The organism is Streptomyces sp. SudanB25_2051 (assembly GCF_964272635.1).
Lineage (GTDB): Bacteria > Actinomycetota > Actinomycetes > Streptomycetales > Streptomycetaceae > Streptomyces.
Window position 1 is genome coordinate 770,090 of the sequence record NZ_OZ186787.1, and the last position, 24,911, is coordinate 795,000.

Below are 24,911 nucleotides of genomic sequence, written 5' to 3' on the forward strand. Positions count from 1 at the left end.
GTCAGGAGCGTAAAGGCGGTGACACCTGTTGAGACGGGTGCTCGATCCGGGCGGTCAGGCGGCCGGTGTCGACCCCCGCCCGGAGCAGTACCTGCACGGCCCGGCAGTCGGGGTCGGCGGCGAGCCCGGCGAGCAGGTCGAGCGGGTGAGCCCGCTGGTCGCCGCGCGCCCGCGCCCGGGCGGTGGCCAGGTCCAGGGCGGCAGCGGCGGCGGGCGACCACCCGGCGCGCGCCGGGTCCGGCACGGGCGGCGGGGAGCCTTCGACCGTGCCGTGCCAGCGCAGTCCGTAGCCGATGCTGCGCTGGACGAGGTAGGTGAGGACACGGGCGGCGCGCGGAGCGCCCAGGGCGTCCCGTACGGCCGGGGCGGACTCGACGAGCGCGTGGAGGAGGTGGGCGGTGTCGGCCTGCCGGTCGCCGTCCCGCACCGCCCTGCGCCGGGCGGCCGCGACGACGGCGGCCAGCTCGGCGCCGACGCGGTCCTCCGTGCCGGCGCGGCCGGTGGCGGGTGTTCCGGTCGCCTGGCGGCCGGCCGGCGCGCCGGCGTCGTCGCCGACCGGCCGGGTGGGGGAGGTGGAGCTTTGCACCACCCCACCTCATCAGGCCGTGGCGCCGCCGGGCATCCCCGCGAGGAAGCATGCCGCGTCCCACACAGGGTGGGCGCCGAACCCGCGCGCCTCCTTCTCAGGGAGGAGATCGGAAAAGTACCGCCCGGGGGCGCGCGCCCCCTTGATTCGCGCCGGTCGGGCAACCAGGGCCCCGTCGCCCTCGTCTCCCCGGATGTGTTCTGGATGGTCGCGCTGCTCGCCGTGGACGGCCGGCATTACGTCTACCTCGTGTACGCGCCGGGGGACGCGCGGCCGGGCGACCTGTTCTGGGCGGCCTTCCACCGGCATGACGAGGACCGGCTGCCGAGGGCGTCGGACCTGTTCGACTCGGCGGAGATCTGGCGCCCCCGGCTGTGAGGAGCCGGGGGCGCGCGCACCCGTCGGGCGGACGGGCGCTCAGTCCTCGTCGGCGAGGATGAGGTAGAGCTTCTTCCGGGCGTCGTTGATGACGCCCAGCGCCTTCTGCCGCTGCTCGGCGGAGCCGGTCTTCCACACCTGGCCGAACGCCTCCAGCAGTCCGAACCCGGCCTGCCGGATCTCGTTCACCGACTCCCAGTCGATGCCCTTGCCGGCCTCCTCCCAGGGGGCCTCGGGCGCGGACTCGGCCTCCTCGCGCCCGCTGTCGGTGAGCGCGAACAGCTTCTTGCCGCCTTCGGTGCGGCTCTCGATCAGGCCCTCGTCCTCCAGGAGCTGGAGGGTCGGGTAGACGGAGCCGGGGCTCGGCTTCCAGGCGCCGCCGCTGCGCTCGGCGATCTCCCGGATCATCTCGTAGCCGTGCATGGGGCGCTCCTTGAGCAGCGCCAGGATCGACGCGCGCACATCCCCGCGCCGTGCCCTGCCGCGGCCGCCGCCGCGCCCGCGGCCACCGCCGAACGGCCCTCCGAAGGGCCCGAATCCCGGACCGCCGCCGAACCCCGGCCCGAACGGCCCGAAGGCCGAGCGCCGCCCCTCGTACTCACCGTGCTCATGGCGCCCGGGCGCGCAGTGGCCGTGCCCTTGCCCGTGCTCGTGACCTTGTGAACGCATCACTTCACCCCTTCGTCAACGATCCTTCGCGACACGTCAACGATATATCGCCAACCATCGGACGACAATGCCGCCGACCGAGATCCTTCCGTCCCCGACACCCGCGGGGGCACGACGGCCGCGGGGCGACCGCCGGTGACGGCACCGGGAACTCCGGCGCCGAGCGGCCGGCAGCAGGCGCGAAGGCCGGTCCGTTGTCGGTGGCCCCACCTACGCTGACGCCATGAAGATCACCAAGCGGACACTCGCGGAGGCCTGGCAGCGGACGGCCGCCGGACACGCCCCGCTCCACGGGATCGGGCTGCCTCCCGTGGCCCTCTCGGAAGACGAACTGGAGGCGTGTGCGGAGCGCGCGGGGGAGGCGGAGGAGGACAGCCTGCTCCTCCTGCTCGACGAGGACGGCACGGTGCGCGGCCATCACGGCCCCTACCGGGAGGTCTTCGCGGTCCGGGACCTCGATCAGGTGCTGTACCTGATCGCCGAGTCCGCGTTGGCCCGGCCCGGCGGCGGCCCCGAGGAGACGGCAGCCGCACTCGACCGGATCGATCCCGCCTGGGGCCGGCGGTTCCGCGGTGGCGGTCTCGACGACACGGGCCCGGCCGAGGCGTGCGGGCGCGACCCGCTGGAGGGGCTCGCCTGGATAGCCGGGCCCTGGCGTGAGCAGAGCCCGTACACCACGCTCTCCTTCTTCCGGGCGGCACCCGGGCAGCCCGTCGACGCCGAACGGCTGGCGTTGCTGTACGGGGCCGACCCCGCGCAGGTCGCAGCCGGTACGCGCCTGAAGGACCTGCAGGCCGAGGACGGCGGCCGGGTCCACTGGGACCGCCAGTGGGAGAGCTGCTGCTTCGGCCAGGCGGGCGGGTGGACGTATCTGCTGCACCACGACACGCCTCCTGGGGCCTTCGCCGACAAGGAGGCGTACGCCGCGCTGGGCATCACGGAGAGCGTCTGGCTGACGGCCACATCCGCGAAGGCCATCTACACCCTGGACTACGTACGGGACGGCCGCCGCGTCGACGACGGCTGGGGCGTGCTGGAGCTGATCTGGTACGAGCGGGGCCGCGCCCCCTATCTCCGGGGCGGGGAGCTGGACTTCCTCAACCGGGCACTGCGCCGTGCCGAACTGGACCACCCCGCACTGACCGGCACGTTCCAGCTGTACTTCCACGCCTTGGAGGAGTCCCTGGGCCTTCGTCTGCCGCGCCGTGACTTCGCGGACGGAGAGGTGCGGGCCGCCTACTGGGCCGCCCGGTGAGCGCGGCGGGGCCCCCGGTGCTCCCGGTCGGCCCGGCCGGCCGCCCGAGGCCTTGATCGCTCCCGGGCCCGCTGGTTGGCTGGCCGGCATGACCGAGCTCGGAACCGCCGCCTGGCCGCCCGCGCCCATCAGGACCGTAAGGCTCGTGCTCCGCGCGCCCGAGGCCCGGGACCGCGCGGCGCTCATCGACCTGCTGGCCTCGCCGGAGGTGGGCGCCTACCTGGGCGGCCCCCAGCCGCGCGAGGAGCTGGAGCGCGCGATTCCCGAAACCCCCAGCCGGCGCCCCGGCGTCTTCACCGTCGCGCGCGACGGGGCGATGATCGGCCGGATCACCCTCGCCAGGGACACGGGACACCTCCCCCGCGCCGCGGGGAGGGCCGAACTCGGCTACCTGTTCCTGCCGGAGGCGTGGGGGTACGGGTACGCGGCCGAGGCGTGCGCGGCGGCGCTCGACTGGTTCGCCGCCGCGCTTCCCGGCGAACCGGTGGTCCTGGCCACCCAGACGGCCAACCTCCGCTCGATGCGCCTCGCGGCGAGGCTGGGGTTCACCGAGGTGGAGCGGTTCGAGGCCTACGGCGCCGAGCAGTGGTTCGGCATGTGGTCCCCCGCCGCGCCGTCGCCCTGAGCCCGCGGTCCGCCCTCCCCCTCGTACGCCCCGCCCCTCGCGCGCAACGGGGGTCGCCGGGCAACGCACGGGGACGGGGCGCGACCGGTCCAGCTGCCGCGGATTGGCCTTGGCCCGCCTCTCGCGGGGCCGCGTACGGTCGGCGCATGCGGATTCGTATCGTCGACGCCTTCACCGACCGCCCCTTCTCCGGGAACCCGGCGGGCGTCCTGCTCCTCGACGCCTTCCCCGACGACCACTGGCTCCAGAAGGTCGCCGCGGAGGTCAACCTCTCCGAGACCGCCTTCGCGCATCCGCTGCCGCCCGGCGGTGACGCCGACTGGGCGCTGCGGTGGTTCACGCCCGTCACCGAGGTCGACATGTGCGGGCACGCCACGCTGGCCACCGCGCATGTGCTGCACACGACGGGCCGGGCCGCGGGCACCGTGCGCTTCTCCGCCCGCTGCGGCGTCCTCACCACGACCACCGCCGGGGACGGCACGGTCACGATGGACTTCCCCACCTCGACGCTCACCCCCGTCGAGCCGCCGGCCGGCCTCGCCGAGGCCCTCGGCGCGCAGGTCGTCTCCGTCCACGACACGGCGGCCCACATCGGGGACCTGCTGGTCGAGCTGCGGGACGAGCGGACCGTCCGCACCCTGAAGCCCGACCTGCCGGCGCTGGCCGAGCTGTCCGAGCGGGGCGTCATCGCGACCGCGGCGGCCGAGGACCCGTCCCGCGGCCACGACTTCGTGTCGCGCTGCTTCTTCCCGCGCGTCGGCATCGACGAGGACCCGGTCACGGGCAGCGCGCACACGGCCCTGGCCCCGTTCTGGTCGGCCCGCACCGGCCGCGCCGAGCTGACGGGCCTGCAGGGAGGCGCCCGCACGGGAGTCGTCCGCACCGCGCTGCGCGGCGAGCGAACCCTGCTGACCGGTCAGGCGGTCACCGTCATCGAGGGCGACCTGCGCCTCTGACCACACCGCCCGCCCCCGCCACCGTAGCGCCCGCCTCCGCCACCGTAGCGCCCGGCCCGGCCACCACACCGCCCGTCACGCACCACCGCCCCGCACCCTCCGGACCGGCCACCGCACCGCCCACGGCGCCGCCCACCGCGCGTCACGCCGTGGGCAACCACCCCACCCGCCCGGCCAGCAGCGCGTACCCGACGAACGCCACGATGTCGAGCAGCGCGTGCGCCACGACCAGCGGCCCGACCCGCCCCCACCGCCGGTAGAGCAGGACGAAGACGACGCCCATCACCATGTTGCCGATGAACCCGCCGATGCCCTGGTACAGGTGGTACGACCCGCGCAGCACCGAACTGGCGACCAGCGCCGCCGTCGGGGACCAGCCCAGCTGCCCCAGCCGGCGCAGCAGGTAGCCGACGACGATGACCTCCTCCACCACGGAGTTCTGGAGCGCCGACAGGATCAGCACCGGGAACTTCCACCACTCCCCCGGCAGCGACTCGGGCACCACCGTGAGGTTCATCCCGAGCGCCCGCGACAGCAGGTAGAACGCCAGGCCCGCGCTGCCGATCCCCGCCGCGACGAGCGCGCCGCGCCCCAGGTCCGACCAGGGCCGGGTGCGGTCGAAGCCGATCATCCGCAGCCCGCCGCCGGCCCGCACCGCCGCGTCCTCCCGCGGCCCACCGCCCTCGTCCGGCCCGCCGCCGGCCCGCAGCGGGCCGCCCTCCCGCAGCAGCAGATGCGCGACCAGCACGACCGGGACGAGCGCCGTGGCGATGGAGAACAGCTGCCAGGCGAGGTCCAGCCAGGGCCGCCCCGGCGCGAACGAGCCGTTGAGGGTGGCCGCCTGCTCCTTGAGCCCGCCCGGCCGGGTGAGCGAGCCGACGAAGCTGATCAGCGAGGAGACGGCGCTCGCGCCCAGCGACAGCGCGAGCACGATGAGGGTCTCGGACCGCAGTGTCCCCCGCGGCGCGCCCACCGCACCGGCCGCCGCTTCCGCATCTGTCCGCACACGCGCCTCCCGTCCTGGACCTGGCGCGCTCCAGCTTGCCCGACGGCCGTGCGGGACACGCGAACGGGGCCCCTCGAAGGACGCGGCGGCGGCCGCGCGGACGCCGGGAGCGCCGTCAGCGGCCGCGCTGCGGATACGGCCCCGGGGAGCGGACGGGCCAGGTGTGGACCGGCTCGCCGGTGAGGGCCAGCTCCCGGTAGCGGCGCGCGGTCGCGGCGAGCGCGGCCTCCCGGTCGAGGCCCGCCTCCTGGGCCCGGTGAAACGTTTCGACCTGCCACGTCGCACCGTTCACCCGGCGCCGGCAGCGCTCCTCGATGATGCCGAGGCAGCGGTCGCGGTCGGCCGGCTCGATGCCCCAGGCGTCCAGCCCGGACGCGGCCAGCGGCAGCAGTTCGTCCCGTACGAGCTTCACGGCGGGCACGGCCGTCACACCCCCGCGCCCGGCGCGCGGCCAGCGCAGTTCGGCGTCGATCCCGTACCGGCAGGCCGCGTCGAAGTTGTCGGACGCGTCCTGGAACGGCATCCGCTTCCACACGGGCCGCGGGTCGTCGGCGAGGGCGCGCACCAGCCCGTAGTAGAAGGCGGCATTGGCGATGACGTCCTCGACGGTGGGACCGGCCGGCAGGACGCGGTTCTCCACGCGCAGGTGCGGGACGCCGTCCATCACGCCGTACACGGGCCGGTTCCAGCGGTACACCGTGCCGTTGTGCAGGACCATCTCCTGCAGGGAGGGCACGCCGCCCTCGTCGAGGACGCGCAGGGGCTCCTCGTCTCCGCACAGCGGGAGCAGCGCGGGGAAGTAGCGGAAGTTCTCCTCGAACAGCTCGTACGCCGAGTCCACCCACCGCTCGCCGAACCAGGTGCGCGGCCGCACCCCCTGGGCCTGGAGCTCGGGCGGCCGGGTGTCGGTGGCCTGCTGGAACAGCGGCGGCCTGGTCTCGCGCCACAGCTCGCGGCCGAAGAGGAACGGGGAGTTGGCGCCGGTCGCGATCTGCACGGCGGCCACCGCCTGCGCCGCGTTCCACACGTCGGCGAAGCGCGCCGGGGTGACCTGGAGGTGGAGCTGTACGGAGGTGCAGGCGGCCTCGGGGGTGATGGACGCGGCCGTGCAGCCGAGCCGCTCCACCCCGTCGATCTCCAGCGTGAAGTCCTCGCCCCGGGCGGCGACGATCTGGTCGTTGAGGAGCATGTAGCGGTCGACGTCCGAGATGTTGACGAGGTCCACGTCGTGCCGGGTGAGCGTGGGGAGTATGCCGATCATCAGGATTCCGGCGCCCACCTCCTCCGCCTTGCGGTGGGCGTATCCGAGTCCGGTGCGCAGTTCCTCGGCGAGCTGTGAGAAAACATGCCCGGCGAGCGGATGCGGCGCGATGTTCACTTCCAGGTTGAACATGCCGAGTTCGGTCTGGAAATCCCGGCTCGCGATGCGCTCCAGCACCTGTGCGTTCATCATCCGCGGCAGCCCGTCGGCGCCCGCGAGATTCAGCTCGATCTCCAGCCCCATGAGATTGCGGGGCCGGTCGAACCGCTTCTCGGCGAGCAGCCGTTCCAGCGCCTCCAGACAGCTTCGGAGTTTTCTGCGGTACCTCTGCCGATCGGCCAGGTCGAACCTGACTGCCACGACCTTCTCCCCCATCGAAGCATCCCTCCTCGAGTGGGCGGCTCGCGGCGTCGCCGCTCGGTCAGCAACGATGATGCCCAGCCCCGCCGATCCGTAACGCCCCCGCGGAGAGGCCTTCGCCACTAGGCTGACCGGGACGGTCGCCCGGCACATTCCAAGGGCATGGCCCGGCTAGCAGATCACCCGGGACGGCGTGGTGGAAAAGGCCGGCCAGATCCGGCCGACCGCATCCGGGGCGATTGCCCAGGCAGCGAATTTCGGACACGAATAATTCAGCGGAAAATGCCGCGGATCCCCGGCGTGTTGCCGCCTTGACCGCTTCTCCGGAAACGGCTAGCGGAAACACAACGTGAACACCGGTCGTATAAACTCCGCCCACGAGGCTGAGAGCCCGGCGCCCGGCATGGCGCCCCGCGCCCCGCCGGCCCCGTCGCTGACAGCGCCGTCCGCACCCACGCACGCTCCACCCTCCTGTCTCTTGAGTGAGAGGCGACCCACCATGCCGCTCCACGTCTCCCAGGCACCCACGCCTGCCCTGCACAGCGTCCTCGCGGCCCTGGGCTCTCCCGCCCTCCGCGCGGCCGGAACCCCCGCCCTGCGGTCATTCCCGGGACCGCTGAGCGCCCAACTCCCGCTGCCCGTCCACGTCCTGGGCGCCATCGCGCCGGCGGAGGCACCCGCGAGCACCCCCGCGACCCGGCTCGCGGGATGGCGGTTCCTGATCCGCGGCGGGGAGGCGACCCTGGCGGCCGCCGACACCCTGCGCACGGCGGGCGGCTGGACCTTCTCGCACTTCTTCGAAGGCCCCTACCTCACCTCCACCGAACGGGCGCTGCGCCAGGCCGACGCGTCCGGCTCCCCGTGGCAGCCGCGCCTGCTGTCGGTGCCGGATCTGTACATGCTGACGCTGTGGCTGCACGGCGACCCGGACGCCGACCCCGCCGAGGGCGCCCCCGACCCGGCGGACGTGCTGATCCCGCTGGCCCCCGCGCCGCCCGGGATCGCCGCCCACCGCCCGCACCGCGTGGCGGACCTGCTGCCCAGGCTCGCCGTACGGCGCGTACCGCCGCCGCTGCTCGGCTCGACGGCCTGAGGACACCCGGTCCGGCGCACAACGGTGCCCCGCGGCCCCTCCGGGGGGCGCGGGGCACCGCCGCGCGCGCCTCCTGGCCCGTACGGGCTAGTCCACCGTGACCAGCGCGAACCACCCGAAGGGACAGGGGGGTTGTGCTGAACCATCCGCGCGGGTGATACGTCCTTCACCAACAGGAAGTGCTGCCGTGAAATCCCTGCGGAAACCCGCCCGTAGGGCAACACTGGAACGGACCGACTTGAAAGACGGGGGGCGGCCATGAACACCGCGTCGAGCCGCAGAGCAGAGTCCACATCGCAGCGAAAGAACCCCACCATGTGCCAGCACCAGCCACCCTGCCCGACCGCAGACTCCGCCGACCGGGAGGCCGCCCGTGTGGTGGCGCACCACCCGGAGCAGGGCTGGAGCCTTCTGTGCAACGGCGTCCTGCTGTTCGAGGACACGGGCGAACTGCTGCCGGACGGCCAGATCATCGCGCCGCACCGCCCGCTGACCACGTCGCATGTGGCGAGGGCCGCGTAGCGGGCGCACCGCGCGGAACGGCACCGGGGCCGGTACGGAGGCGTTGAACCTCCGTACCGGCCCCGGTGCTTACCGCGTCAGCGGCGCGGCTCAGGCGTCGTACTCGTCCAGCGGCGGGCAGGAGCAGACCAGGTTCCGGTCGCCGAACGCGCCGTCGATCCGGCGCACCGGCGGCCAGTACTTGTCCGCGGCCGAGACACCGGCCGGGAAGACCGCCTCGTCACGGCTGTAGGCGTGGTTCCACTCGCCGCCGAGCGCGGCCGCCGTGTGGGGGGCGTTGCGCAGCGGGTTGTCGTCGGCCGGCCAGGCGCCCGTGGCGACCTTCTCGATCTCGCCGCGGATCGCGATCATCGTGTCGCAGAACCGGTCGAGCTCGGTGAGGTCCTCGGACTCGGTGGGCTCGATCATCAGCGTGCCGGCGACCGGGAACGACATGGTCGGCGCGTGGAAGCCGTAGTCGATCAGGCGCTTGGCGATGTCGTCGACGCTGACGCCGGTCTCCTTCGACAGCGGGCGCAGGTCGATGATGCACTCGTGCGCGACGAGCCCGCCCGGACCGGTGTACAGGACCGGGTAGTGCGGCTCCAGGCGCTTGGCGATGTAGTTCGCCGCGAGGACGGCGACCTGCGTGGCCCGCTTGAGGCCCTCGCCGCCCATGAGACGGACGTACGCCCAGGAGATCGGCAGGATGCCGGCCGAGCCCCACGGCGCCGCCGAGATCGGCCCGACGCCGGTCTCGGGGCCCGCGGCCGGCTGGAGCGGGTGGTTCGGCAGGTACGGGGCGAGGTGCGAGCGCACCGCGACCGGGCCGACGCCGGGGCCGCCGCCGCCGTGCGGGATGCAGAACGTCTTGTGCAGGTTCAGGTGCGAGACGTCGCCGCCGAACTTGCCGGGCTTGGCCAGGCCGACGAGCGCGTTGAGGTTGGCGCCGTCGACGTACACCTGGCCGCCGGCCTCGTGGACCTGGGCGCAGATGTCGGCGACGTGCTCCTCGAAGACGCCGTGCGTCGACGGGTAGGTGATCATCAGTACGGCGAGCTCGTCGCGGTACTGCTCGATCTTGGCGCGCAGGTCCGCGACGTCGACCTCGCCGTCGTCGGCGGTCTTGACGACGACGACCTTCATCCCGGCCATGACGGCGGACGCGGCGTTCGTGCCGTGCGCCGAGGACGGGATGAGGCAAACGGTGCGCTGCGTGTCGCCGTTGGCGCGGTGGTAGGCGCGGACGGCGAGGAGGCCGGCGAGCTCGCCCTGGGAGCCGGCGTTGGGCTGCAGGGCAACCTTGTCGTAGCCGGTGACCTCGGCGAGGCGGTCCTCCAGCTCGTGGATGAGCGTGAGGTAGCCCTCGGCCTGCTCCGCCGGGGCGAAGGGGTGCATCTGGCCGAACTCGGGCCAGGTGACCGGCTCCATCTCGGTCGTCGCGTTCAGCTTCATCGTGCAGGAGCCGAGCGGGATCATGCCGCGGTCCAGCGCGTAGTCGCGGTCGGCGAGCTTGCGCAGGTAGCGCAGCATCGAGGTCTCGGAGCGGTGCGCGTGGAAGACCGGGTGGGTCAGGTACGCGTCGGTGCGCAGCAGCGCCTCGGGCAGCGCGTCGGCCGTCTCGGCGTCCAGCGCCTCGATGTCGCCGCTCACGCCGAAGGCGGTCCAGACGGCGGTCAGCTGGGCGCGGCCGGTGGTCTCGTCACAGGCGACGGAGACGTGGTCGGCGTCGACGAGGTGGATGTTGACGCCGTTGTCGCGGGCCGCGGCGACGACGTCGGCGGCCTTGCCGGGCACGCGCGCGGTGACCGTGTCGAAGAAGTCGCCGTGGACGACCTCGACGCCGCCGGCGCGCAGGCCGGCCGCGAGGATCGCCGCGTACCGGTGGGTGCGGCGGGCGATCTCCTTCAGGCCCTCGGGCCCGTGGTAGACGGCGTACATGCCGGCCATGACGGCCAGGAGCACCTGCGCGGTGCAGATGTTGCTGGTGGCCTTCTCGCGGCGGATGTGCTGCTCGCGGGTCTGGAGGGCCAGGCGGTACGCCTTGTTGCCGTCGGCGTCGACGGAGACGCCGACGAGGCGGCCGGGCAGGCTGCGGGCGAAGGTGTCGCGGACGGCCATGTAGCCGGCGTGCGGGCCGCCGAAGCCCATGGGGACGCCGAAGCGCTGGGTGGTGCCGACGGCGATGTCGGCGCCGAGCTCGCCGGGCGAGGTGAGCAGGGTCAGCGCGAGCAGGTCGGCGGCGACGGTGACGATGGCGCCCAGCTCGTGCGCGGCGTCGATCAGCGGCTTGATGTCGCGGACGGCACCGGACGCGCCCGGGTACTGGAGGAGGACGCCGAACACGCCGCGCTCGGCGACCTCGGCGGGGATGCCGTCGCTCAGGTCGGCGACGACGACCTCGACGCCGGTCGGCTCGGCGCGGGTCTCGATGACGGCGATCGTCTGCGGCAGGGCGTCGGCGTCGACCAGGAAGACACCGTTCTTGACCTTGCCGACGCGCCGGGCGAGGGACATGGCCTCGGCGGCGGCGGTGCCCTCGTCGAGGAGGGACGCGCCGGAGGTGGGCAGACCCGTCAGGTCGGCGACGACGGTCTGGAAGTTGAGCAGCGCCTCCAGACGGCCCTGCGAGATCTCCGGCTGGTACGGGGTGTACGCCGTGTACCAGGCCGGGTTCTCCATGACGTTGCGGAGGATGACCGGCGGCGTGAACGTGCCGTAGTAGCCCAGACCGATCATCGGGGCGAGGACCTGGTTGCGGCCGGCGAGCTCGCGCAGCTCGGCGAGGACCTCGGCCTCACTGCGGGCCTCGGGCAGGGCCAGCGCCTCGGCGCTCTTGATCACGTCCGGCACCGCGGCCGCCGTGAGCTCGTCGAGCGAGCCGTAGCCGACCTGCGCGAGCATCTTGGCGCGCGCCTCGGCGTCGGGTCCGATGTGGCGCTGCTCGAAGGGGGTGCCCCGCTCGAGCTGGGAGAGCGGAATGCGGTTGGCGGTCATGTACGGGGGCCTCCTGGTCGTAGCGACCTGCGAGGGGCACCTCGGCGCGGGTGCCCGGACGGCCTCCCCCTCTGTCATCTCAACCTGAGAGTTTCGCCGCGCATCCGGAAGGGATGGCACGGCTTTCACCGTCGGTGAGGGCGGGTGCCGTCCGACGCCCGCCCTGCTTTCCAGAGTGACCTCGTCCGTGCGGTACAGGGGCCTGAGAGATTCCGGGGAGGATTTGCTCCTTCGGCGCCTCCGGACGACTTCTCCGGAGGACTCTCCCGCACGGGGTCAGCAGCCAATGCCAGCCTACCAGCGAGGTTCCGGTCGGTTCCCTCGAGTGGCCGACGTCACCGATGTGCCCTTTCGTAGTGGTTGACGACCAGTTGTGGACCAGTGGCGACCGGCTGGAGGAACTGTGCAGACCGACATCGACCCGCGCGGCCTGATCGGGCGCAAGGCGTTCGACCGCGACGGCCACAGGATCGGCACGGTGGACGAGGTGTACCTGGACGACGCGACGGGCGTCCCCGAATGGGCGGCGGTGCGGACGGGCCTGTTCGGACGGGACGCGTTCGTCCCGCTGGAGCCGAGCCGGGTCGCCGCGGACGGCCTGCACGTCCCGTACCCCAAGGCGCTCATCAAGGACGCCCCGCACCTCGGCGTGGGCCGCCACCTCTCGCCCGAGCAGGAACTGCGGCTCTACCGGCACTACGGCCTGGCCCCGGGCTCCGCGCCCTCGCCGGACAGGGGCCCGCAGGCCATGGCCGACGGAGAGGGCTGACCGGCCCCGGGCACCAGCGGCAGCGGATCGGACGGCTCCAGGTCGGGGTCGTCCGTCCGGAACGTCCGCACCCGGCCGGGCACTGCCGACCAGGGCTCCTCGAACCGTACGGTGACCCGCCCGAGCCCGCTGCCCTGCACCCACCCGGCCCCGTACACGGCGTGCCGCACATCGGCCCCCGCCGCCCATCGCCGCTCCCCCGGCGCACCCTCCCCGCCCGGCTCGGGGGCCCCGCCCCCGGCCCCCGCCGGCGGCCCCTGCGCCCCGACGGCCCCGACCGCGCCGGCCGACGCGGGCGCGGACGTCGGGGAGTCCGCGGCGTGGGAGCCCTCTCCCGGCTCGGCCGCGCCGCCCGCCGACGCCTGGGCGAACAGGTCCTCCTGAGTGAAGTCGGCCAGCCCGCTGACCCCCACCCCGAGCAGCCGCACCCCGCCGGTCGTGTCCACGGCGTCCAGCAACCGCGCCGCGGCCTCCCGCACGACCACCGGGTCGTCGGTCGGCCCGCGCAGCGTCTCCGAGCGCGTCAGCGTCGAAAAGTCGTACCGCCGCACCTTCAGCACCACCGTGCGCCCCGAACGGCCCGCGGCCCGCAGCCGCCCCACGCACCGCTCGGCGAGCCGCTCCACCTCCCAGCGCACCCGCACCCGGTCGTGCAGGTCCACGTCGAAGGTGTCCTCCACGGAGACCGACTTGGCGTCCCGCTCGGCCACCACCGGCCGGTCGTCGCGCCCCAGCGCCATCGCGTACAGCGACGCCCCGTGCGCCTTGCCCAGCAACCGTACGAGCTCGTCCTCACCGGCCTCCGCCAGATCCGCGACGGTCGTCATCCCGGCCCGCCGCAGATGGTCCTCGGTGGCCGGCCCCACCCCGGGCAGGGTGCGCACCCCCATCGGCGCGAGCAGCGCCCGCTCCGTGCCCGGCTCGATGAGCACCAGCCCGTCCGGCTTGGCCTGCTCCGAGGCGATCTTCGCCAGCATCTTGGAGCCCGCCAGCCCCACCGAGCCCGTCAGCCCCGTCACCGCGCGGATGTCCTGCCGCAGCCGCTGCCCCACCGCCCGCGCCGTCTCCCCGTCGTACGCCGCGCCCCCGGCCTCCAGGTCCACGAACGCCTCGTCGAGGCTGAGCGGCTCCACCAGCGGCGAGAGCCGCCCCAGCAGCTCCATGACCTGCCCGCTCACCGACCGGTACACGGTGAAGCGCGGCACCAGATAGGCGGCGTTCGGCGCGAGCCGCCGGGCCTGCGCCATCGGCATCGCCGACCGCACCCCGAACCTCCGCGCCTCGTACGACGCGGTGGCGACGACGCCGCGCGGCCCGAGGCCGCCCACGATCACGGGCTTTCCGCGCAGGCTGGGCTTCGCCGCCTGCTCCACGGCGGCGAAGAACGCGTCCATGTCCAGATGGAGGATGGTCGGCGCGGCTCTCACACCACCGATGCTGCCCTACCCCACTGACAACCGCCCGCACAGACGTACGACACACGTCCGGCGGCGGACCCCGCGCCGCGCCCGCCCGCGGACACGCCGCTCAGACCGCCTTGTCGCGCCGGCGCCGCGCCAGCTCGTCGGCCGGGTTGTGCCCCACCAGGGTCTCGCCCGTGTCGACCCGCTCGCCGTGCAGCTGCGACAGCGCGGCCTCGACGTCCCGCCACACCACACCGACCGCGATCCCGAAGATGCCCTGCCCGCCCTGGAGCAGGTCCACGACCTCGTCCGGGGACGAGCACTCGTACACCGTCGCGCCGTCGCTCATCAGCGTCATCCGCTCCAGATCGCGCACCTCGCGGTCCCGCAGGTGCTGCACGGCCGCCCGGATGTTCTGCAGCGCGACCCCCGTGTCCAGGAACCGCTTGACGATCTTCAGGACGACGACGTCGCGAAAGCTGTAGAGGCGCTGCGTACCCGACCCGTACGCGGGCCGGACACTCGGCTCGACCAGCCCCGTGCGGGCCCAGTAGTCGAGCTGCCGGTAGGTGATGCCGGCGGCCGCGCACGCGGTGGGCCCCCGGTATCCGATGACGTCGGTCGCCGGCTCGGCCGCACCTCCGTGAAGCGGATACGGCCCGCTCCCGACCGGACTCCGTCCGGGGAGACCCCCTGCCGTACCGTCGCCGCTGCTCATCACGCCGACCCTCCGTCCTTGACCTGCCCCATCGACGGTAGGCAGTCCCCAGGGGTGCGTCAACGATCGCCACACTCGCCACGCCGAGTGATAATCACCCTGAGAGTGGTTTGACGTGTCCGAATACCGGGAACAGCTCCTCGAATGCGCGGAAAGGCGCACCGAGCGCCCTCGGGCGCCGGGTGGTCACCACCTCCGCGCGCCCCCAAGCGCCCCGCGCCGGGAGCGGCGCGACCCGGGTCACTGATTGCCGGTGCCGAAGTCCTCGGGAGAGATCTGGTCGAGGAACTCGCGGAACTTCTCCACCTCGTCCTCCTGCTCGTCCGGAATCGCGATCCCCGCGTCGTCGAGGACACCGTCGCTGCCGAAGATCGGCGTTCCGGTGCGCAGGGCCAGCGCTATGGCGTCGGAGGGCCGTGCGCTCACCTCGACACCGCTGGCGAAGACCAGCTCCGCGTAGAAGACCCCTTCGCGCAGATCCGTGATGCGCACCTCGGTCAGCTCCTGGCCCACGGCCTCGAGCACGTCCTTGAAAAGGTCGTGGGTGAGGGGCCTCGCGGGCGTCATGCCCTGCTGGGCGAAGGCGATCGCCGTCGCCTCTCCCGGACCGATCCAGATCGGGAGGTAGCGGTCGCCTCCCACTTCACGCAGGAGAACGATCGGCTGGTTGGACGGCATTTCCACCCGGACACCGACAACATCGAGCTCGTTCACACAGCAACCCTAGGACGTGCCGCACCGGTTTGGATAGTCGGGTTCCCCCGAGGTCAGGGGAAGCGCACTCCGAGGGCCGACCGCACCAGGGCCGCGTGCAGCCGCACGGACAGCGCGGCCAGCTCCTTGGCGGTGGCCTCGGCATGGGCCCGGGTCTGCGGATTGCGGTGCCGGCGCAGCGGCGCGACGACCTGCTCCACCAGGCCCGCCTCCCGCTCGGCGGCGGCCTTCACGGCCCGCAGGTGCCGGGGCTCCAGCCCGAAGCGCCCCAGCTCGGCGACGAGCTTGGCGACCGTCACCGCCTCCGCGTCGTAGCCGCCGTCCGCGCCGGGCGTGACCAGCCCGTACGCCTCCCACTCGGCGAGCTGCTCCTCGCTCGCCTCGGCGGCGGCGAGCAGCTCGGCGCGCCCCACCCGGGCGGCGGTGACCCGGTCCTCGTCCGGCTCCCACGGGCTCCCGCCGTCCGACGCGTCCACGCGTCCGCCCTGGGCGGGCAGCTGGATCTGCTCACCGCGCGCCAGGGCGTCGAGATGCTCCCGGATGACCTTCAGCGGCAGGTAGTGGTCCCGCTGCATCCGCAGGATGAGCGCCAGCCGCTCCACGTCGTCCGGGCTGAACTTGCGGTACCCGGACGCCGTCCGCCGCGGCTCGACCAGCCCCTCCGCCTCCAGAAACCGGATCTTGGAGATGGTGACCTCGGGAAACTCCTCCCGCAGCTGGTTGAGGACCGTGCCGATGCTCACCAGCCGGTCACCCGCGTCGGCGGTGCCGTGACCGGCACCGCCTGTCGGTGTTCGCAGCATGGACCTTCCCTCGGGTGCCCCGGACGCGTCCGGGGCGACGGGTGACCCCGGACGGCGGTCCGGGGAGGTCAGACGCCCCGCTGGCCCGTGTAGAAGACCAGTCGGTACTTGCCGATCTGCACCTCGTCACCGTTGGTGAGCTGGACGGCGTCGATCGGCTCACGGTTGACGTACGTGCCGTTGAGGCTGCCGACGTCCGCGACGGTGAAGCTGCCGTCGGCCGCCCGGCGGAACTCCACATGGCGACGCGACACCGTCACGTCGTCCAGGAAGATGTCGCTCTGCGGATGACGGCCGGCGGTCGTCAGGTCGCTGTCGAGCAGGAAGCGGCTGCCGGAGTTCGGCCCGCGCCGCACCACCAGCAGCGCCGAGCCCAGCGGCAGGGCGTCCACCGCGGCCTGCGCCTCGGGCGACAGCGACGGCAGCGCCGTCTGGCCGGTGGTCTCGCTGTCGTACGCCTCGAGCCCCGAGATGGAGATCGTCGACGTCGTCTCCGACGCGCGCTCCGCGGGGGCGCCCCCACGCAGCGGCGCGCCGCAGTTGGAGCAGAACCGACTCGCCTCGGCATTGCGGTGTCCGCACCGCGTACACACCGGCATGGACCCATCCTCCTGCCGCGGCCCGGCCGCGTGGACGCTGGTCGCGTACGGATCGGAACCTATGCGGGCGGGACCGGCAGGGTCAACAGAAGACGCGCCCTGGCCGCCCGTAATGTCACCACCCGGACCAGCGACCTCGTCGCGGAAGAGGGGACGCTCCGCGCCCTGCCCCTCCTGGCTCTGACCGTGCTGCGGCGCGCGGTGCCTGGCGTTGCCGCCGTCCTCGCGTGCGCTCTTGCCGAACAACTTCGCAAACAACTTCACGGGCGATTCCCCTTGAACGAAACAGACCCGCCCGTGGGGCAGGACGAACCCTGAATGAACACTCCTGCCGACCCGGACACTCTCACAACGTCCGTATCCTCCGGACAGTTTCCACCACACACCACGCTCTTGAAACGGCGACCCCCCGCAACCTCCCGGCCGGCGTTGCCGATCCGCCGACCGGCCGCCGGTCCCGCCGTCACGGGAGCTGCCCCCACTGTCTCGCCTCCCCTGTCAGGCCCGGTCCGTCGGGCATGTCCGCGGCGCGGTCCCATGGGCCCGGACCTCACTGCGGTGACGACCGAGCGTAGTCAGGCCGCTCCGCCGGTCGCAAGGCGTCAACAACGATCTTCTCCGAGCGGGTCACCGTGGCCGTGGCCTGCTCCTTCTCCAGCGTCTGCACGATCCCGCCCGGAATGTTGAGCGCGGGCTCCAGATCCTGCGGCTTGCCGATCACCTGGAAGCGGTACGGCGCGCTGATCTTCCGCCCGTCCACCTCGACGGCCCCGGCCTCCCCGGAGAAGTAGGAGTCGGCGACCACCCGCACATCGTTGACCTGGATGGCCTCGGCACCGGCGGCCCGCAGCTCCTGGATCGTGTCGAGGAGCTTGTCGGGCTCCACCGCCGTCAGCGGGTCCTCGATGGTGAAGGTGATGCCGGGGCCCTCGGCGGCCACCGTACCGGCGAGGACGCCCAGCTGACGTTCCCTCTCCTGAGTCTGCTTGCGCGCCTCTTCGGCCTGGTTGGAGCTGTTCTCCAGCTCCCTGCGCTGGGCGTCGAGCCGCGTCTTCTCGTCCTCCAGGCGCTGACTGCGGTCGTCCAGCTCGGCCAGGATGCGCACCAGGTCCTCCTGGCGGGCGCCGCGCAGCGTGCCGTCGTCGCCGGTGGAGCGGACCTGGATGGCCAGGCCGAGCCCGAGGCCGAACAGCAGCAGCGCGACGACGAGTTGCGCCCGTGTGACGCGCGGCGGCCACAGCCCGGCGACCAGCCGCTGGCGACCGGTCATCTCGGCCGGCTGCGCGGCCGCCGTCGCGCCCCGGGGCCGCTGCGGCTCACGCGGGGCGCCCGGCGTGCCGGGGGCCTTCGCGGCGTCCGGGGTGCCGGGGGTGCCGGGGGTGCTGGGGGTGTGCTCTTCGTTGCTCATCGGCCTCACGCCCGGAACACATGCCGCCGGATGGCGGCGGCGTTGGAGAAGATCCGGATGCCGAGGACGACCACGACGCCCGTGGACAGCTGAGCGCCCACGCCGAGCTTGTCGCCGAGGAACACGATCAGGGCGGCCACGACGACGTTCGACAGGAACGACACGACGAAGACCTTGTCGACGAAGATCCCGTCGAGCATGGCCCGCAGCCCCCCGAAGACCGCGTCGAGCGCGGCGACGACGGCGATCGGCAGATAGGGCTCGACCACCGCCGGCACCTCGGGCCGGATCAACAGTCCGACCACCACTCCCGCGACGAGGCCCAGTACGGCGATCACGATGTGCCCTTCCCTGTGTCGGCCGTGCCCTGTCCTTCGCCGGTGCCGGCTCCGGAGGTCCTCGGCTGTGCTGTGCGTACGATCAGGCTCGGTGCCGCCGGCAGAGTGACCCGGTCCTGCGGGGAGATCCCGCTGCGGATGCCGAAGTTCCCCTCCAGCGCGCGCAGGTAGCGGCCGTCCGCGCTGTCCTGGAACCGGCTGCCGAGCCGTTTGCCGTCCCCCACCGCGAGCACCGTGTACGGCGGTACGAGCGGCCTGTTGTCGACCAGTATGGCGTCACCGGCCGCCCTGATCGCGGACAGGGCGGTCAGCCGCTGCCCGTTGATCGCGATGGCCTCCGCCCCGGACTGCCACAGGCCGTTGACGACCCGCTGCATGTCGCGGTCGCGTACCCGGCCGGTGTCGGAGAAGCCGCTGCCCTCGCGCGGGCCGCCACCGCCCTCCTCCGCGTCCTTCGCGTCGTCGATGACGAGCTTCACGCCGGGACCGGTCACCTCGGTCGCGCCGGACAGCAGCGCCACTAGCTCGCCGCGCTCGCTGCCGTGCTCCTGGAGGGCGGCGCGCTGCCGCTCCCCCACTTCACGGCGCAGCTTCTCGATGTCCTCTTCGAGGCCTTCGACGGCCGTCGTCTCCGCCTGGATGCGGTCGATGAGCTCTTCGCGCTCCTTCGCCACGACCGGCGCCGATATCTGCGCCTGCGCGGCGCCCAGCGTGACGACCGCCGCGGCGAGGACGAGTCCCGCGGCGAGCCCGAGCTTGGCCCGGAGCGTACGGGGCAGTCCGCCGCCCTCGGCGGCGCGGCGGGCGGTCGCCTCCGCGTACCCGTCGTCGAGCGCGTGGTCCATGACGTTGGTCAGCAGCGACATCGACGCGTCGGGACGCGGAGGCGGGGAGCCGGTGCTCCGAACGGGGGGCTGCTGCGACATGCCGCACATCGTCGCATGTCGGAGCGGCTACCGCCGAATGGCCCCACCGATGTGCCGGACCCGGTCTGACGATCGGTCCGGCACATCGGTGTGCGATCACTCCCTGGCGGTCAGCGCCCGGCGCTGTCCACGACGGCCGCCCACTCGTCGAGCAACGCCTGCGCGGACTCGTCGTCGGGGCCTTCGGCCCACAGGTGGGTGACGGCCTCGGCCGGGTCGGGCAGGACGAGCACCCACCGCCCGTCCGCTTCCACGACCCGCACTCCGTCGGTGGTGTCGACGTGCCGGTCGCCGGCCGCCTCGACGACCCGCCGCATGACGAGTCCCTTGACGGCCCACGGCGTGGCCAGGTCGCGCCGCAGCACATGGGCGCGCGGGATGCGCGCGTCGATCTGGCTGAGCGTGAGCTGGGTCCGCGCGACGAGCCCGATGAGCCGCACGAACGCGGCGGTGCCGTCGAAGACGCTGCTGAACTCGGGAACGATAAACCCGCCGAGGCCGTCTCCACCGAAGATGGTGGATTCCTCGCGCCCGACACGGGTCAGGTCGTCCGGCGACGTGGTCGTCCAGTCGACCTGCGTGCCGTGGTACGCGGCGACCTGTTCGGCGATCCGGGTCGTCGTGACCGGCAGGGCGACGCGGCCGCTGCGGCGCTCGGCGGCGACCAGGTCCAGCATGACGAGCAGTGCCCGGTCGTCCTCGATGATGCGTCCGCGTTCGTCCACGAGCGACAGCCGTTCGCCGACGGTGTCGAAGCGCACGCCGAACGCGGCCCGGGCGGACGCGACGATCTCGCCGAGCCGGACGAGCCCGGCACGGCGGGAGTCGGCGGACTCGGTGGGCCTCGACTCGTCGAGACCGGGGTTGATCGTCAGCGAGTCGACGCCGAGCCGGCCGAGGAGGCTCGGCAGGACGAGGCCGGCGCTGCCGTTGGACGCGTCGACGACGACCTTCAGTCCGGCTTCCGCGACACCGCTGGTGTCGACGCTGCGCAGCAGGGCGCCGGTGTACTGGTCGAAGACGCTCGACGGGAAGCTGAGGTCGCCGATCTCGCCGGGGAACGCCCTGCGGTATTCCTGACGCGCGTAGACGCGGTCGAGCTTCCGCTGCCCGCCCTGGGAGAGGTCGGCGCCGCGCTCGTCGAAGAACATGATGTCGACGGAGTCCGGCACGCCGGGCGTGGTGCGGATCATGATGCCGCCGGCGCTGCCGCGGGCGGTCTGCTGGCGCGCCACGGGCAGGGGGACGTTCTCCAGGTCCCGTACGTCGATGGCGCTGGCCTGCAGGGCGGAGATCACGGCCCGCTTGAGGGCGCGTGCGCCTCGGGAGTGGTCGCGGGCGGTGGTGACGGTGGCGCCCTTCTTCAGGGTGGTGGCGTAGGCGCCGGCGAGCCGGACGGCGAGCTCGGGGGTGATCTCGACGTTGAGGATGCCGGAGACGCCGCGCGCCCCGAAGAGGTGGGCCTGGCCGCGGGACTCCCAGATGACGGAGGTGTTGACGAACGCGCCGGCCTCGATCGTCTTGAAGGGGTAGACGCGGACGTTGCCCTGGACGATCGATTCCTCACCGACGAGGCATTCGTCGCCGATGACGGCGCCGTCCTCGATGCGGGCGGCCCGCATGATGTCGGTGTTCTTGCCGATGACGCAGCCCCGCAGGTTGCTGTGGGGGCCGATGTAGACGTTGTCGTGGACGACGGCCTTGTGGAGGAAGGCGCCGCTCTTGACGACCACGTTCGATCCGATGACGGTGTGCTCGCGGATCTCGACGTCGGCTTCGACCTTGGCGTAGTCGCCGATGTAGACGGGTCCGCGCAGGACGGCGTCGGGGTGGACCTCGGCGCCTTCGGCGACCCAGACGCCGGGGGAGATCTCGAAGCCGTCGAGTTCGACGTCGACCTTGCCTTCGAGGACGTCGGCCTGGGCCTTGACGTAGCTCTCGTGGGTGCCGACGTCCTCCCAGTAGCCCTCGGCGACGTAGCCGTAGATCGGCTTGCCTTCCTTCATCAGCTGCGGGAAGACGTCGCCCGACCAGTCCACCGACGTGTCGGCCTGGACGTAGTCGAAGACCTCGGGCTCCATGACGTAGATGCCCGTGTTGACGGTGTCGGAGAAGACCTGGCCCCAGGTGGGCTTCTCCAGGAACCGTTCGACGCGGCCCTCCTCGTTGACGATGGTGATGCCGAATTCGAGGGGGTTCGGTACGCGCGTGAGGCAGACGGTGACCAGGGCGCCCTTCTCTTTGTGGAAGGCGATGAGGTCGGTCAGGTCGAAGTCGGTGAGGGCGTCCCCGGAGATGACGAGGAACGCGTCGTCCTTCAGTGCCTCTTCGGCGTTCTTGACGCTGCCGGCGGTGCCGAGTGGCTTCTCCTCATGGGCGTAGGTGAGCTCCATTCCGAGCTCTTCGCCGTCCCCGAAGTAGTTCTTGACGAGCGACGCGAGGAACTGCACGGTTACGACGGTCTCGGTGAGTCCATGCCTTTTGAGCAGGCGCAGCACATGCTCCATGATCGGTCGGTTGGCGACCGGCAGGAGCGGCTTGGGCATGCTCGAGGTCATGGGGCGAAGTCTGGTGCCTTCGCCTCCGGCCATCACGACGGCCTTCATGTCGGAAGCGTCCTCCTTGCAGCGACGACGATCTGGCCGAGTTCACCCGTCTTTGCTGTGGCCTTCTGACAACACACCGGAGCGGTTTTACGCTGCGGCAAGAAAAGACAGGGTCATTCGGCTGCGGTTTCCGCCTTGACGAGTCGGCGGACCTGGACCACGTAGAGAATCCCTGCCCACCAGTACAGACTTGTACCCCATCCGGCGAAGGCCCACCCGAAAACTTCAGCGAGTGACGCAAGCCACGTGTCACCGTCGCTGAGCAGCAGCAACGGGAAGGCGTACATCAGGTTGAAGGTGGCCGCCTTGCCGAGGAAGTTGACCTGGGGCGGCGGATAGCCGTGGCGGCGGAGGATTCCCACCATCACCAGCAGCATGGCCTCGCGTGCGAGGAGAGCTGCGGTGAGCCAGAGCGGCAGGATCTCCCGCCAGGTCAGGCCGATGAGCGTGGACAGGATGTAGAGGCGGTCGGCCGCGGGGTCGAGAAGTCGCCCGAGGCTGCTGATCTGGTTCCAGCGTCGCGCGAGCTTGCCGTCGAGGTAGTCGCTGACGCCGCTGAGGGCCAGGACCAGGAAGGCCCAGCCGTCGCTGTTCGGCCCGCCGAACACGGGGCGGAGAATGAGCCACAGGAAGAGCGGTACACCGATGAGCCTGGCCATGCTCAGGATGTTGGGGATGGTGAGGACCCGGTCCGTCTGAACGCGAGTCTCCTGTACCTCCACCCGGGGGCCTCCTGTGGGAACGTGCCAATACTGCCCCCTGACCTTACCGTCAGCGGCCGCCGGCCCTCGCACGGGGTGGGCGCCGCCGGGGCCGGCCTCGGCGGAATATGGCTTCGGAAATGCGGAAAGCCCCGTGCCATCAGACACGGGGCTCCCCGTCAAAAATTGTTCGGCGGCGTCCTACTCTCCCACAGGGTCCCCCCTGCAGTACCATCGGCGCTGAAAGGCTTAGCTTCCGGGTTCGGAATGTAACCGGGCGTTTCCCTAACGCTATGACCACCGAAACACTATGAAGATATGAACTCAACCAGCCAAATGGGAGTTCGTTACTTCAGAACTAACACAGTGGACGCGAGCAACTGAGGACAAGCCCTCGGCCTATTAGTACCGGTCAACTCCACCCATCACTGGGCTTCCATATCCGGCCTATCAACCCAGTCGTCTACTGGGAGCCTTACCCTCTCAAGGAGGTGGGAATACTCATCTCGAAGCAGGCTTCCCGCTTAGATGCTTTCAGCGGTTATCCCTCCCGAACGTAGCCAACCAGCCATGCCCTTGGCAGAACAACTGGCACACCAGAGGTTCGTCCGTCCCGGTCCTCTCGTACTAGGGACAGCCCTTCTCAATATTCCTACGCGCACAGCGGATAGGGACCGAACTGTCTCACGACGTTCTAAACCCAGCTCGCGTACCGCTTTAATGGGCGAACAGCCCAACCCTTGGGACCGACTCCAGCCCCAGGATGCGACGAGCCGACATCGAGGTGCCAAACCATCCCGTCGATATGGACTCTTGGGGAAGATCAGCCTGTTATCCCCGGGGTACCTTTTATCCGTTGAGCGACGGCGCTTCCACAAGCCACCGCCGGATCACTAGTCCCGACTTTCGTCCCTGCTCGACCCGTCGGTCTCACAGTCAAGCTCCCTTGTGCACTTACACTCAACACCTGATTGCCAACCAGGCTGAGGGAACCTTTGGGCGCCTCCGTTACCCTTTAGGAGGCAACCGCCCCAGTTAAACTACCCATCAGACACTGTCCCTGATCCGGATCACGGACCCAGGTTAGACATCCAGCACGACCAGAGTGGTATTTCAACGGCGACTCCACCTGAACTGGCGTCCAAGCTTCACAGTCTCCCACCTATCCTACACAAGCCGAACCGAACACCAATATCAAACTGTAGTAAAGGTCCCGGGGTCTTTCCGTCCTGCTGCGCGAAACGAGCATCTTTACTCGTAGTGCAATTTCACCGGGCCTATGGTTGAGACAGTCGAGAAGTCGTTACGCCATTCGTGCAGGTCGGAACTTACCCGACAAGGAATTTCGCTACCTTAGGATGGTTATAGTTACCACCGCCGTTTACTGGCGCTTAAGTTCTCAGCTTCGCCTGGACGAATCCAAGCTAACCGGTCCCCTTAACGTTCCAGCACCGGGCAGGCGTCAGTCCGTATACATCGCCTTACGGCTTCGCACGGACCTGTGTTTTTAGTAAACAGTCGCTTCTCGCTGGTCTCTGCGGCCACCCCCAGCTCCGAGTGCAAGACTCATCACCAGGCGTGGCCCCCCTTCTCCCGAAGTTACGGGGGCATTTTGCCGAGTTCCTTAACCATAGTTCACCCGAACGCCTCGGTATTCTCTACCTGACCACCTGAGTCGGTTTAGGGTACGGGCCGCCATGAAACTCGCTAGAGGCTTTTCTCGACAGCATAGGATCATCCACTTCACCACAATCGGCTCGGCATCAGGTCTCAGACTATGTGTCACGCGGATTTGCCTACGTGACGTCCTACACCCTTACCCCGGGACAACCACCGCCCGGGCTGGACTACCTTCCTGCGTCACCCCATCGCTCACCTACTACCAGTCTGGGCCACCGGCTCCACCACTCCGTGCTTGTCCGAAGACGCACACGGCGGTTTCACGGGCTTAGCATCGCTGGGTTCAGCGCTGGCGCTTCAAAGCGGGTACCGGAATATCAACCGGTTGTCCATCGACTACGCCTGTCGGCCTCGCCTTAGGTCCCGACTTACCCTGGGCAGATCAGCTTGACCCAGGAACCCTTAGTCAATCGGCGCACACGTTTCTCACGTGTGTATCGCTACTCATGCCTGCATTCTCACTCGTGAACCGTCCACAACTCGCTTCCACGGCTGCTTCACCCGGCACACGACGCTCCCCTACCCATCACAGCGGGCGTTGGCCCTCATGCTGCAATGA

The 24,911-nt window shown here is 71.2% G+C and carries 22 protein-coding genes, 2 rRNA genes and 1 riboswitch (1 of these 25 cut by a window edge); of the genes, 7 read left to right on the forward strand and 17 right to left on the reverse strand.

Features of this window, described 5'->3' with window-relative positions:
• Position 1 precedes the first annotated feature (1 nt).
• A complete protein-coding gene (locus tag ACSUPT_RS03375) occupies positions 2 to 586 on the reverse strand; it encodes a Clp protease N-terminal domain-containing protein (protein ID WP_399220032.1) in 585 nt (194 codons plus the stop codon).
• Positions 587 to 781: 195 nt separating this feature from the next.
• On the opposite strand from ACSUPT_RS03375, the gene ACSUPT_RS03380 reads away from it, so the two are divergent.
• Positions 782 to 964: a hypothetical protein gene (locus ACSUPT_RS03380; protein WP_436946284.1), complete on the forward strand. Its 183-nt coding sequence runs from the start codon at positions 782 to 784 to the stop codon at positions 962 to 964.
• A 39-nt stretch (positions 965 to 1,003) separates the two neighbouring features.
• Here the strand turns inward: ACSUPT_RS03380 and ACSUPT_RS03385 are convergent, their stop codons facing one another.
• Positions 1,004 to 1,633, reverse strand: coding sequence for a PadR family transcriptional regulator (locus tag ACSUPT_RS03385; protein WP_436943444.1), 630 nt, complete (start codon positions 1,631 to 1,633; stop codon positions 1,004 to 1,006).
• A 223-nt stretch (positions 1,634 to 1,856) separates the two neighbouring features.
• On the opposite strand from ACSUPT_RS03385, the gene ACSUPT_RS03390 reads away from it, so the two are divergent.
• The 3 genes from ACSUPT_RS03390 to ACSUPT_RS03400 all read left to right on the forward strand — a co-directional run bounded on the left by ACSUPT_RS03390 (position 1,857) and on the right by ACSUPT_RS03400 (position 4,469).
• Positions 1,857 to 2,888: a hypothetical protein gene (locus tag ACSUPT_RS03390; RefSeq protein WP_436943445.1), complete on the forward strand. Its 1,032-nt coding sequence runs from the start codon at positions 1,857 to 1,859 to the stop codon at positions 2,886 to 2,888.
• Between the two features lie 88 nt (positions 2,889 to 2,976).
• Complete coding sequence (locus ACSUPT_RS03395) at positions 2,977 to 3,513, forward strand: GNAT family N-acetyltransferase (RefSeq protein WP_436943446.1); 537 nt, start codon at positions 2,977 to 2,979, stop codon at positions 3,511 to 3,513.
• A gap of 146 nt (positions 3,514 to 3,659) precedes the next feature.
• Complete coding sequence (locus ACSUPT_RS03400; protein WP_351967292.1) at positions 3,660 to 4,469, forward strand: PhzF family phenazine biosynthesis protein; 810 nt, start codon at positions 3,660 to 3,662, stop codon at positions 4,467 to 4,469.
• A 142-nt stretch (positions 4,470 to 4,611) separates the two neighbouring features.
• Here the strand turns inward: ACSUPT_RS03400 and ACSUPT_RS03405 are convergent, their stop codons facing one another.
• Positions 4,612 to 5,475, reverse strand: coding sequence for a CPBP family intramembrane glutamic endopeptidase (locus ACSUPT_RS03405; RefSeq protein WP_436943447.1), 864 nt, complete (start codon positions 5,473 to 5,475; stop codon positions 4,612 to 4,614).
• Positions 5,476 to 5,590: 115 nt separating this feature from the next.
• Positions 5,591 to 7,111, reverse strand: coding sequence for a glutamate-cysteine ligase family protein (locus ACSUPT_RS03410; protein WP_351967294.1), 1,521 nt, complete (start codon positions 7,109 to 7,111; stop codon positions 5,591 to 5,593).
• A gap of 484 nt (positions 7,112 to 7,595) precedes the next feature.
• On the opposite strand from ACSUPT_RS03410, the gene ACSUPT_RS03415 reads away from it, so the two are divergent.
• Both ACSUPT_RS03415 and ACSUPT_RS03420 read left to right on the forward strand, forming a co-directional pair.
• On the forward strand, positions 7,596 to 8,189 hold the full coding sequence (locus tag ACSUPT_RS03415; protein ID WP_436946165.1) for a hypothetical protein: 594 nt from the start codon (positions 7,596 to 7,598) through the stop codon (positions 8,187 to 8,189).
• 315 nt (positions 8,190 to 8,504) lie between these two features.
• Entirely contained in the window at positions 8,505 to 8,711 is a 207-nt protein-coding gene (locus tag ACSUPT_RS03420) for a DUF5999 family protein (RefSeq protein WP_351967295.1), read from the forward strand.
• A gap of 90 nt (positions 8,712 to 8,801) precedes the next feature.
• Here ACSUPT_RS03420 and gcvP read toward each other — a convergent pair whose 3' ends face one another.
• On the reverse strand, positions 8,802 to 11,687 hold the full coding sequence (gene gcvP, locus ACSUPT_RS03425) for an aminomethyl-transferring glycine dehydrogenase (RefSeq protein ID WP_436943448.1): 2,886 nt from the start codon (positions 11,685 to 11,687) through the stop codon (positions 8,802 to 8,804).
• A gap of 180 nt (positions 11,688 to 11,867) precedes the next feature.
• A riboswitch (glycine riboswitch) is annotated at positions 11,868 to 11,966 on the reverse strand.
• Positions 11,967 to 12,090: 124 nt separating this feature from the next.
• On the opposite strand from gcvP, the gene ACSUPT_RS03430 reads away from it, so the two are divergent.
• Positions 12,091 to 12,456: a PRC-barrel domain-containing protein gene (locus ACSUPT_RS03430; RefSeq protein WP_351967297.1), complete on the forward strand. Its 366-nt coding sequence runs from the start codon at positions 12,091 to 12,093 to the stop codon at positions 12,454 to 12,456.
• On the opposite strand, the gene ACSUPT_RS03435 is transcribed toward ACSUPT_RS03430, so the two are convergent.
• The 12 genes from ACSUPT_RS03435 to ACSUPT_RS03490 all read right to left on the reverse strand — a co-directional run.
• The gene (locus ACSUPT_RS03435; protein ID WP_399220036.1) at positions 12,384 to 13,883 is read right to left on the reverse strand and encodes a DNA polymerase IV; all 1,500 of its coding nucleotides are present in this window, start codon (positions 13,881 to 13,883) and stop codon (positions 12,384 to 12,386) included. The two genes, ACSUPT_RS03430 and ACSUPT_RS03435, sit on opposite strands and share 73 nt — an antisense overlap.
• A 100-nt stretch (positions 13,884 to 13,983) precedes the next feature.
• Positions 13,984 to 14,577, reverse strand: a complete 594-nt coding sequence (locus ACSUPT_RS03440) for a MerR family transcriptional regulator (RefSeq protein ID WP_403501408.1) — start codon at positions 14,575 to 14,577, stop codon at positions 13,984 to 13,986.
• A 240-nt stretch (positions 14,578 to 14,817) separates the two neighbouring features.
• Positions 14,818 to 15,291: a bifunctional nuclease family protein gene (locus ACSUPT_RS03445; protein ID WP_023589746.1), complete on the reverse strand. Its 474-nt coding sequence runs from the start codon at positions 15,289 to 15,291 to the stop codon at positions 14,818 to 14,820.
• 53 nt (positions 15,292 to 15,344) lie between these two features.
• A complete protein-coding gene (ftsR, locus tag ACSUPT_RS03450) occupies positions 15,345 to 16,094 on the reverse strand; it encodes a transcriptional regulator FtsR (RefSeq protein WP_399220037.1) in 750 nt (249 codons plus the stop codon).
• Between the two features lie 68 nt (positions 16,095 to 16,162).
• Positions 16,163 to 17,077, reverse strand: coding sequence for an FHA domain-containing protein (locus tag ACSUPT_RS03455; RefSeq protein WP_361661303.1), 915 nt, complete (start codon positions 17,075 to 17,077; stop codon positions 16,163 to 16,165).
• A gap of 166 nt (positions 17,078 to 17,243) precedes the next feature.
• Positions 17,244 to 18,101, reverse strand: coding sequence for a DUF881 domain-containing protein (locus ACSUPT_RS03460; RefSeq protein ID WP_361661306.1), 858 nt, complete (start codon positions 18,099 to 18,101; stop codon positions 17,244 to 17,246).
• Between the two features lie 5 nt (positions 18,102 to 18,106).
• On the reverse strand, positions 18,107 to 18,439 hold the full coding sequence (locus ACSUPT_RS03465) for a small basic family protein (protein ID WP_168437949.1): 333 nt from the start codon (positions 18,437 to 18,439) through the stop codon (positions 18,107 to 18,109).
• Complete coding sequence (locus ACSUPT_RS03470; RefSeq protein WP_361661310.1) at positions 18,436 to 19,365, reverse strand: DUF881 domain-containing protein; 930 nt, start codon at positions 19,363 to 19,365, stop codon at positions 18,436 to 18,438. Before ACSUPT_RS03470 ends, ACSUPT_RS03465 begins: the two co-directional genes overlap by 4 nt.
• A gap of 110 nt (positions 19,366 to 19,475) precedes the next feature.
• A complete protein-coding gene (locus ACSUPT_RS03475; protein WP_351967304.1) occupies positions 19,476 to 21,971 on the reverse strand; it encodes a mannose-1-phosphate guanyltransferase in 2,496 nt (831 codons plus the stop codon).
• A gap of 113 nt (positions 21,972 to 22,084) precedes the next feature.
• Complete coding sequence (locus ACSUPT_RS03480; RefSeq protein ID WP_351967305.1) at positions 22,085 to 22,693, reverse strand: CDP-alcohol phosphatidyltransferase family protein; 609 nt, start codon at positions 22,691 to 22,693, stop codon at positions 22,085 to 22,087.
• Positions 22,694 to 22,860: 167 nt separating this feature from the next.
• Positions 22,861 to 22,977 (reverse strand): 5S ribosomal RNA (gene rrf / locus ACSUPT_RS03485).
• A 77-nt stretch (positions 22,978 to 23,054) separates the two neighbouring features.
• Positions 23,055 to 24,911: ribosomal RNA gene (locus ACSUPT_RS03490) — 23S ribosomal RNA — on the reverse strand; it runs 1,266 nt beyond the window's last position.

What these genes read in the sequence shown, in the direction of transcription:
- ACSUPT_RS03385 (WP_436943444.1), bottom strand. Translation starts at nt 1,633, where the DNA reads ATGCGTTCACAAGGTCACGAGCACGGGCAAGGGCACGGCCACTGCGCG.
- ACSUPT_RS03390 (WP_436943445.1), top strand. Translation starts at nt 1,857, where the DNA reads ATGAAGATCACCAAGCGGACACTCGCGGAGGCCTGGCAGCGGACGGCC.
- ACSUPT_RS03395 (WP_436943446.1), top strand. Translation starts at nt 2,977, where the DNA reads ATGACCGAGCTCGGAACCGCCGCCTGGCCGCCCGCGCCCATCAGGACC.
- ACSUPT_RS03400 (WP_351967292.1), top strand. Translation starts at nt 3,660, where the DNA reads ATGCGGATTCGTATCGTCGACGCCTTCACCGACCGCCCCTTCTCCGGG.
- ACSUPT_RS03410 (WP_351967294.1), bottom strand. Translation starts at nt 7,111, where the DNA reads ATGGGGGAGAAGGTCGTGGCAGTCAGGTTCGACCTGGCCGATCGGCAG.
- ACSUPT_RS03415 (WP_436946165.1), top strand. Translation starts at nt 7,596, where the DNA reads ATGCCGCTCCACGTCTCCCAGGCACCCACGCCTGCCCTGCACAGCGTC.
- ACSUPT_RS03420 (WP_351967295.1), top strand. Translation starts at nt 8,505, where the DNA reads ATGTGCCAGCACCAGCCACCCTGCCCGACCGCAGACTCCGCCGACCGG.
- gcvP (WP_436943448.1), bottom strand. Translation starts at nt 11,687, where the DNA reads ATGACCGCCAACCGCATTCCGCTCTCCCAGCTCGAGCGGGGCACCCCC.
- ACSUPT_RS03440 (WP_403501408.1), bottom strand. Translation starts at nt 14,577, where the DNA reads ATGAGCAGCGGCGACGGTACGGCAGGGGGTCTCCCCGGACGGAGTCCG.
- ftsR (WP_399220037.1), bottom strand. Translation starts at nt 16,094, where the DNA reads ATGCTGCGAACACCGACAGGCGGTGCCGGTCACGGCACCGCCGACGCG.
- ACSUPT_RS03460 (WP_361661306.1), bottom strand. Translation starts at nt 18,101, where the DNA reads ATGAGCAACGAAGAGCACACCCCCAGCACCCCCGGCACCCCCGGCACC.
- ACSUPT_RS03470 (WP_361661310.1), bottom strand. Translation starts at nt 19,365, where the DNA reads ATGTCGCAGCAGCCCCCCGTTCGGAGCACCGGCTCCCCGCCTCCGCGT.
- ACSUPT_RS03475 (WP_351967304.1), bottom strand. Translation starts at nt 21,971, where the DNA reads ATGAAGGCCGTCGTGATGGCCGGAGGCGAAGGCACCAGACTTCGCCCC.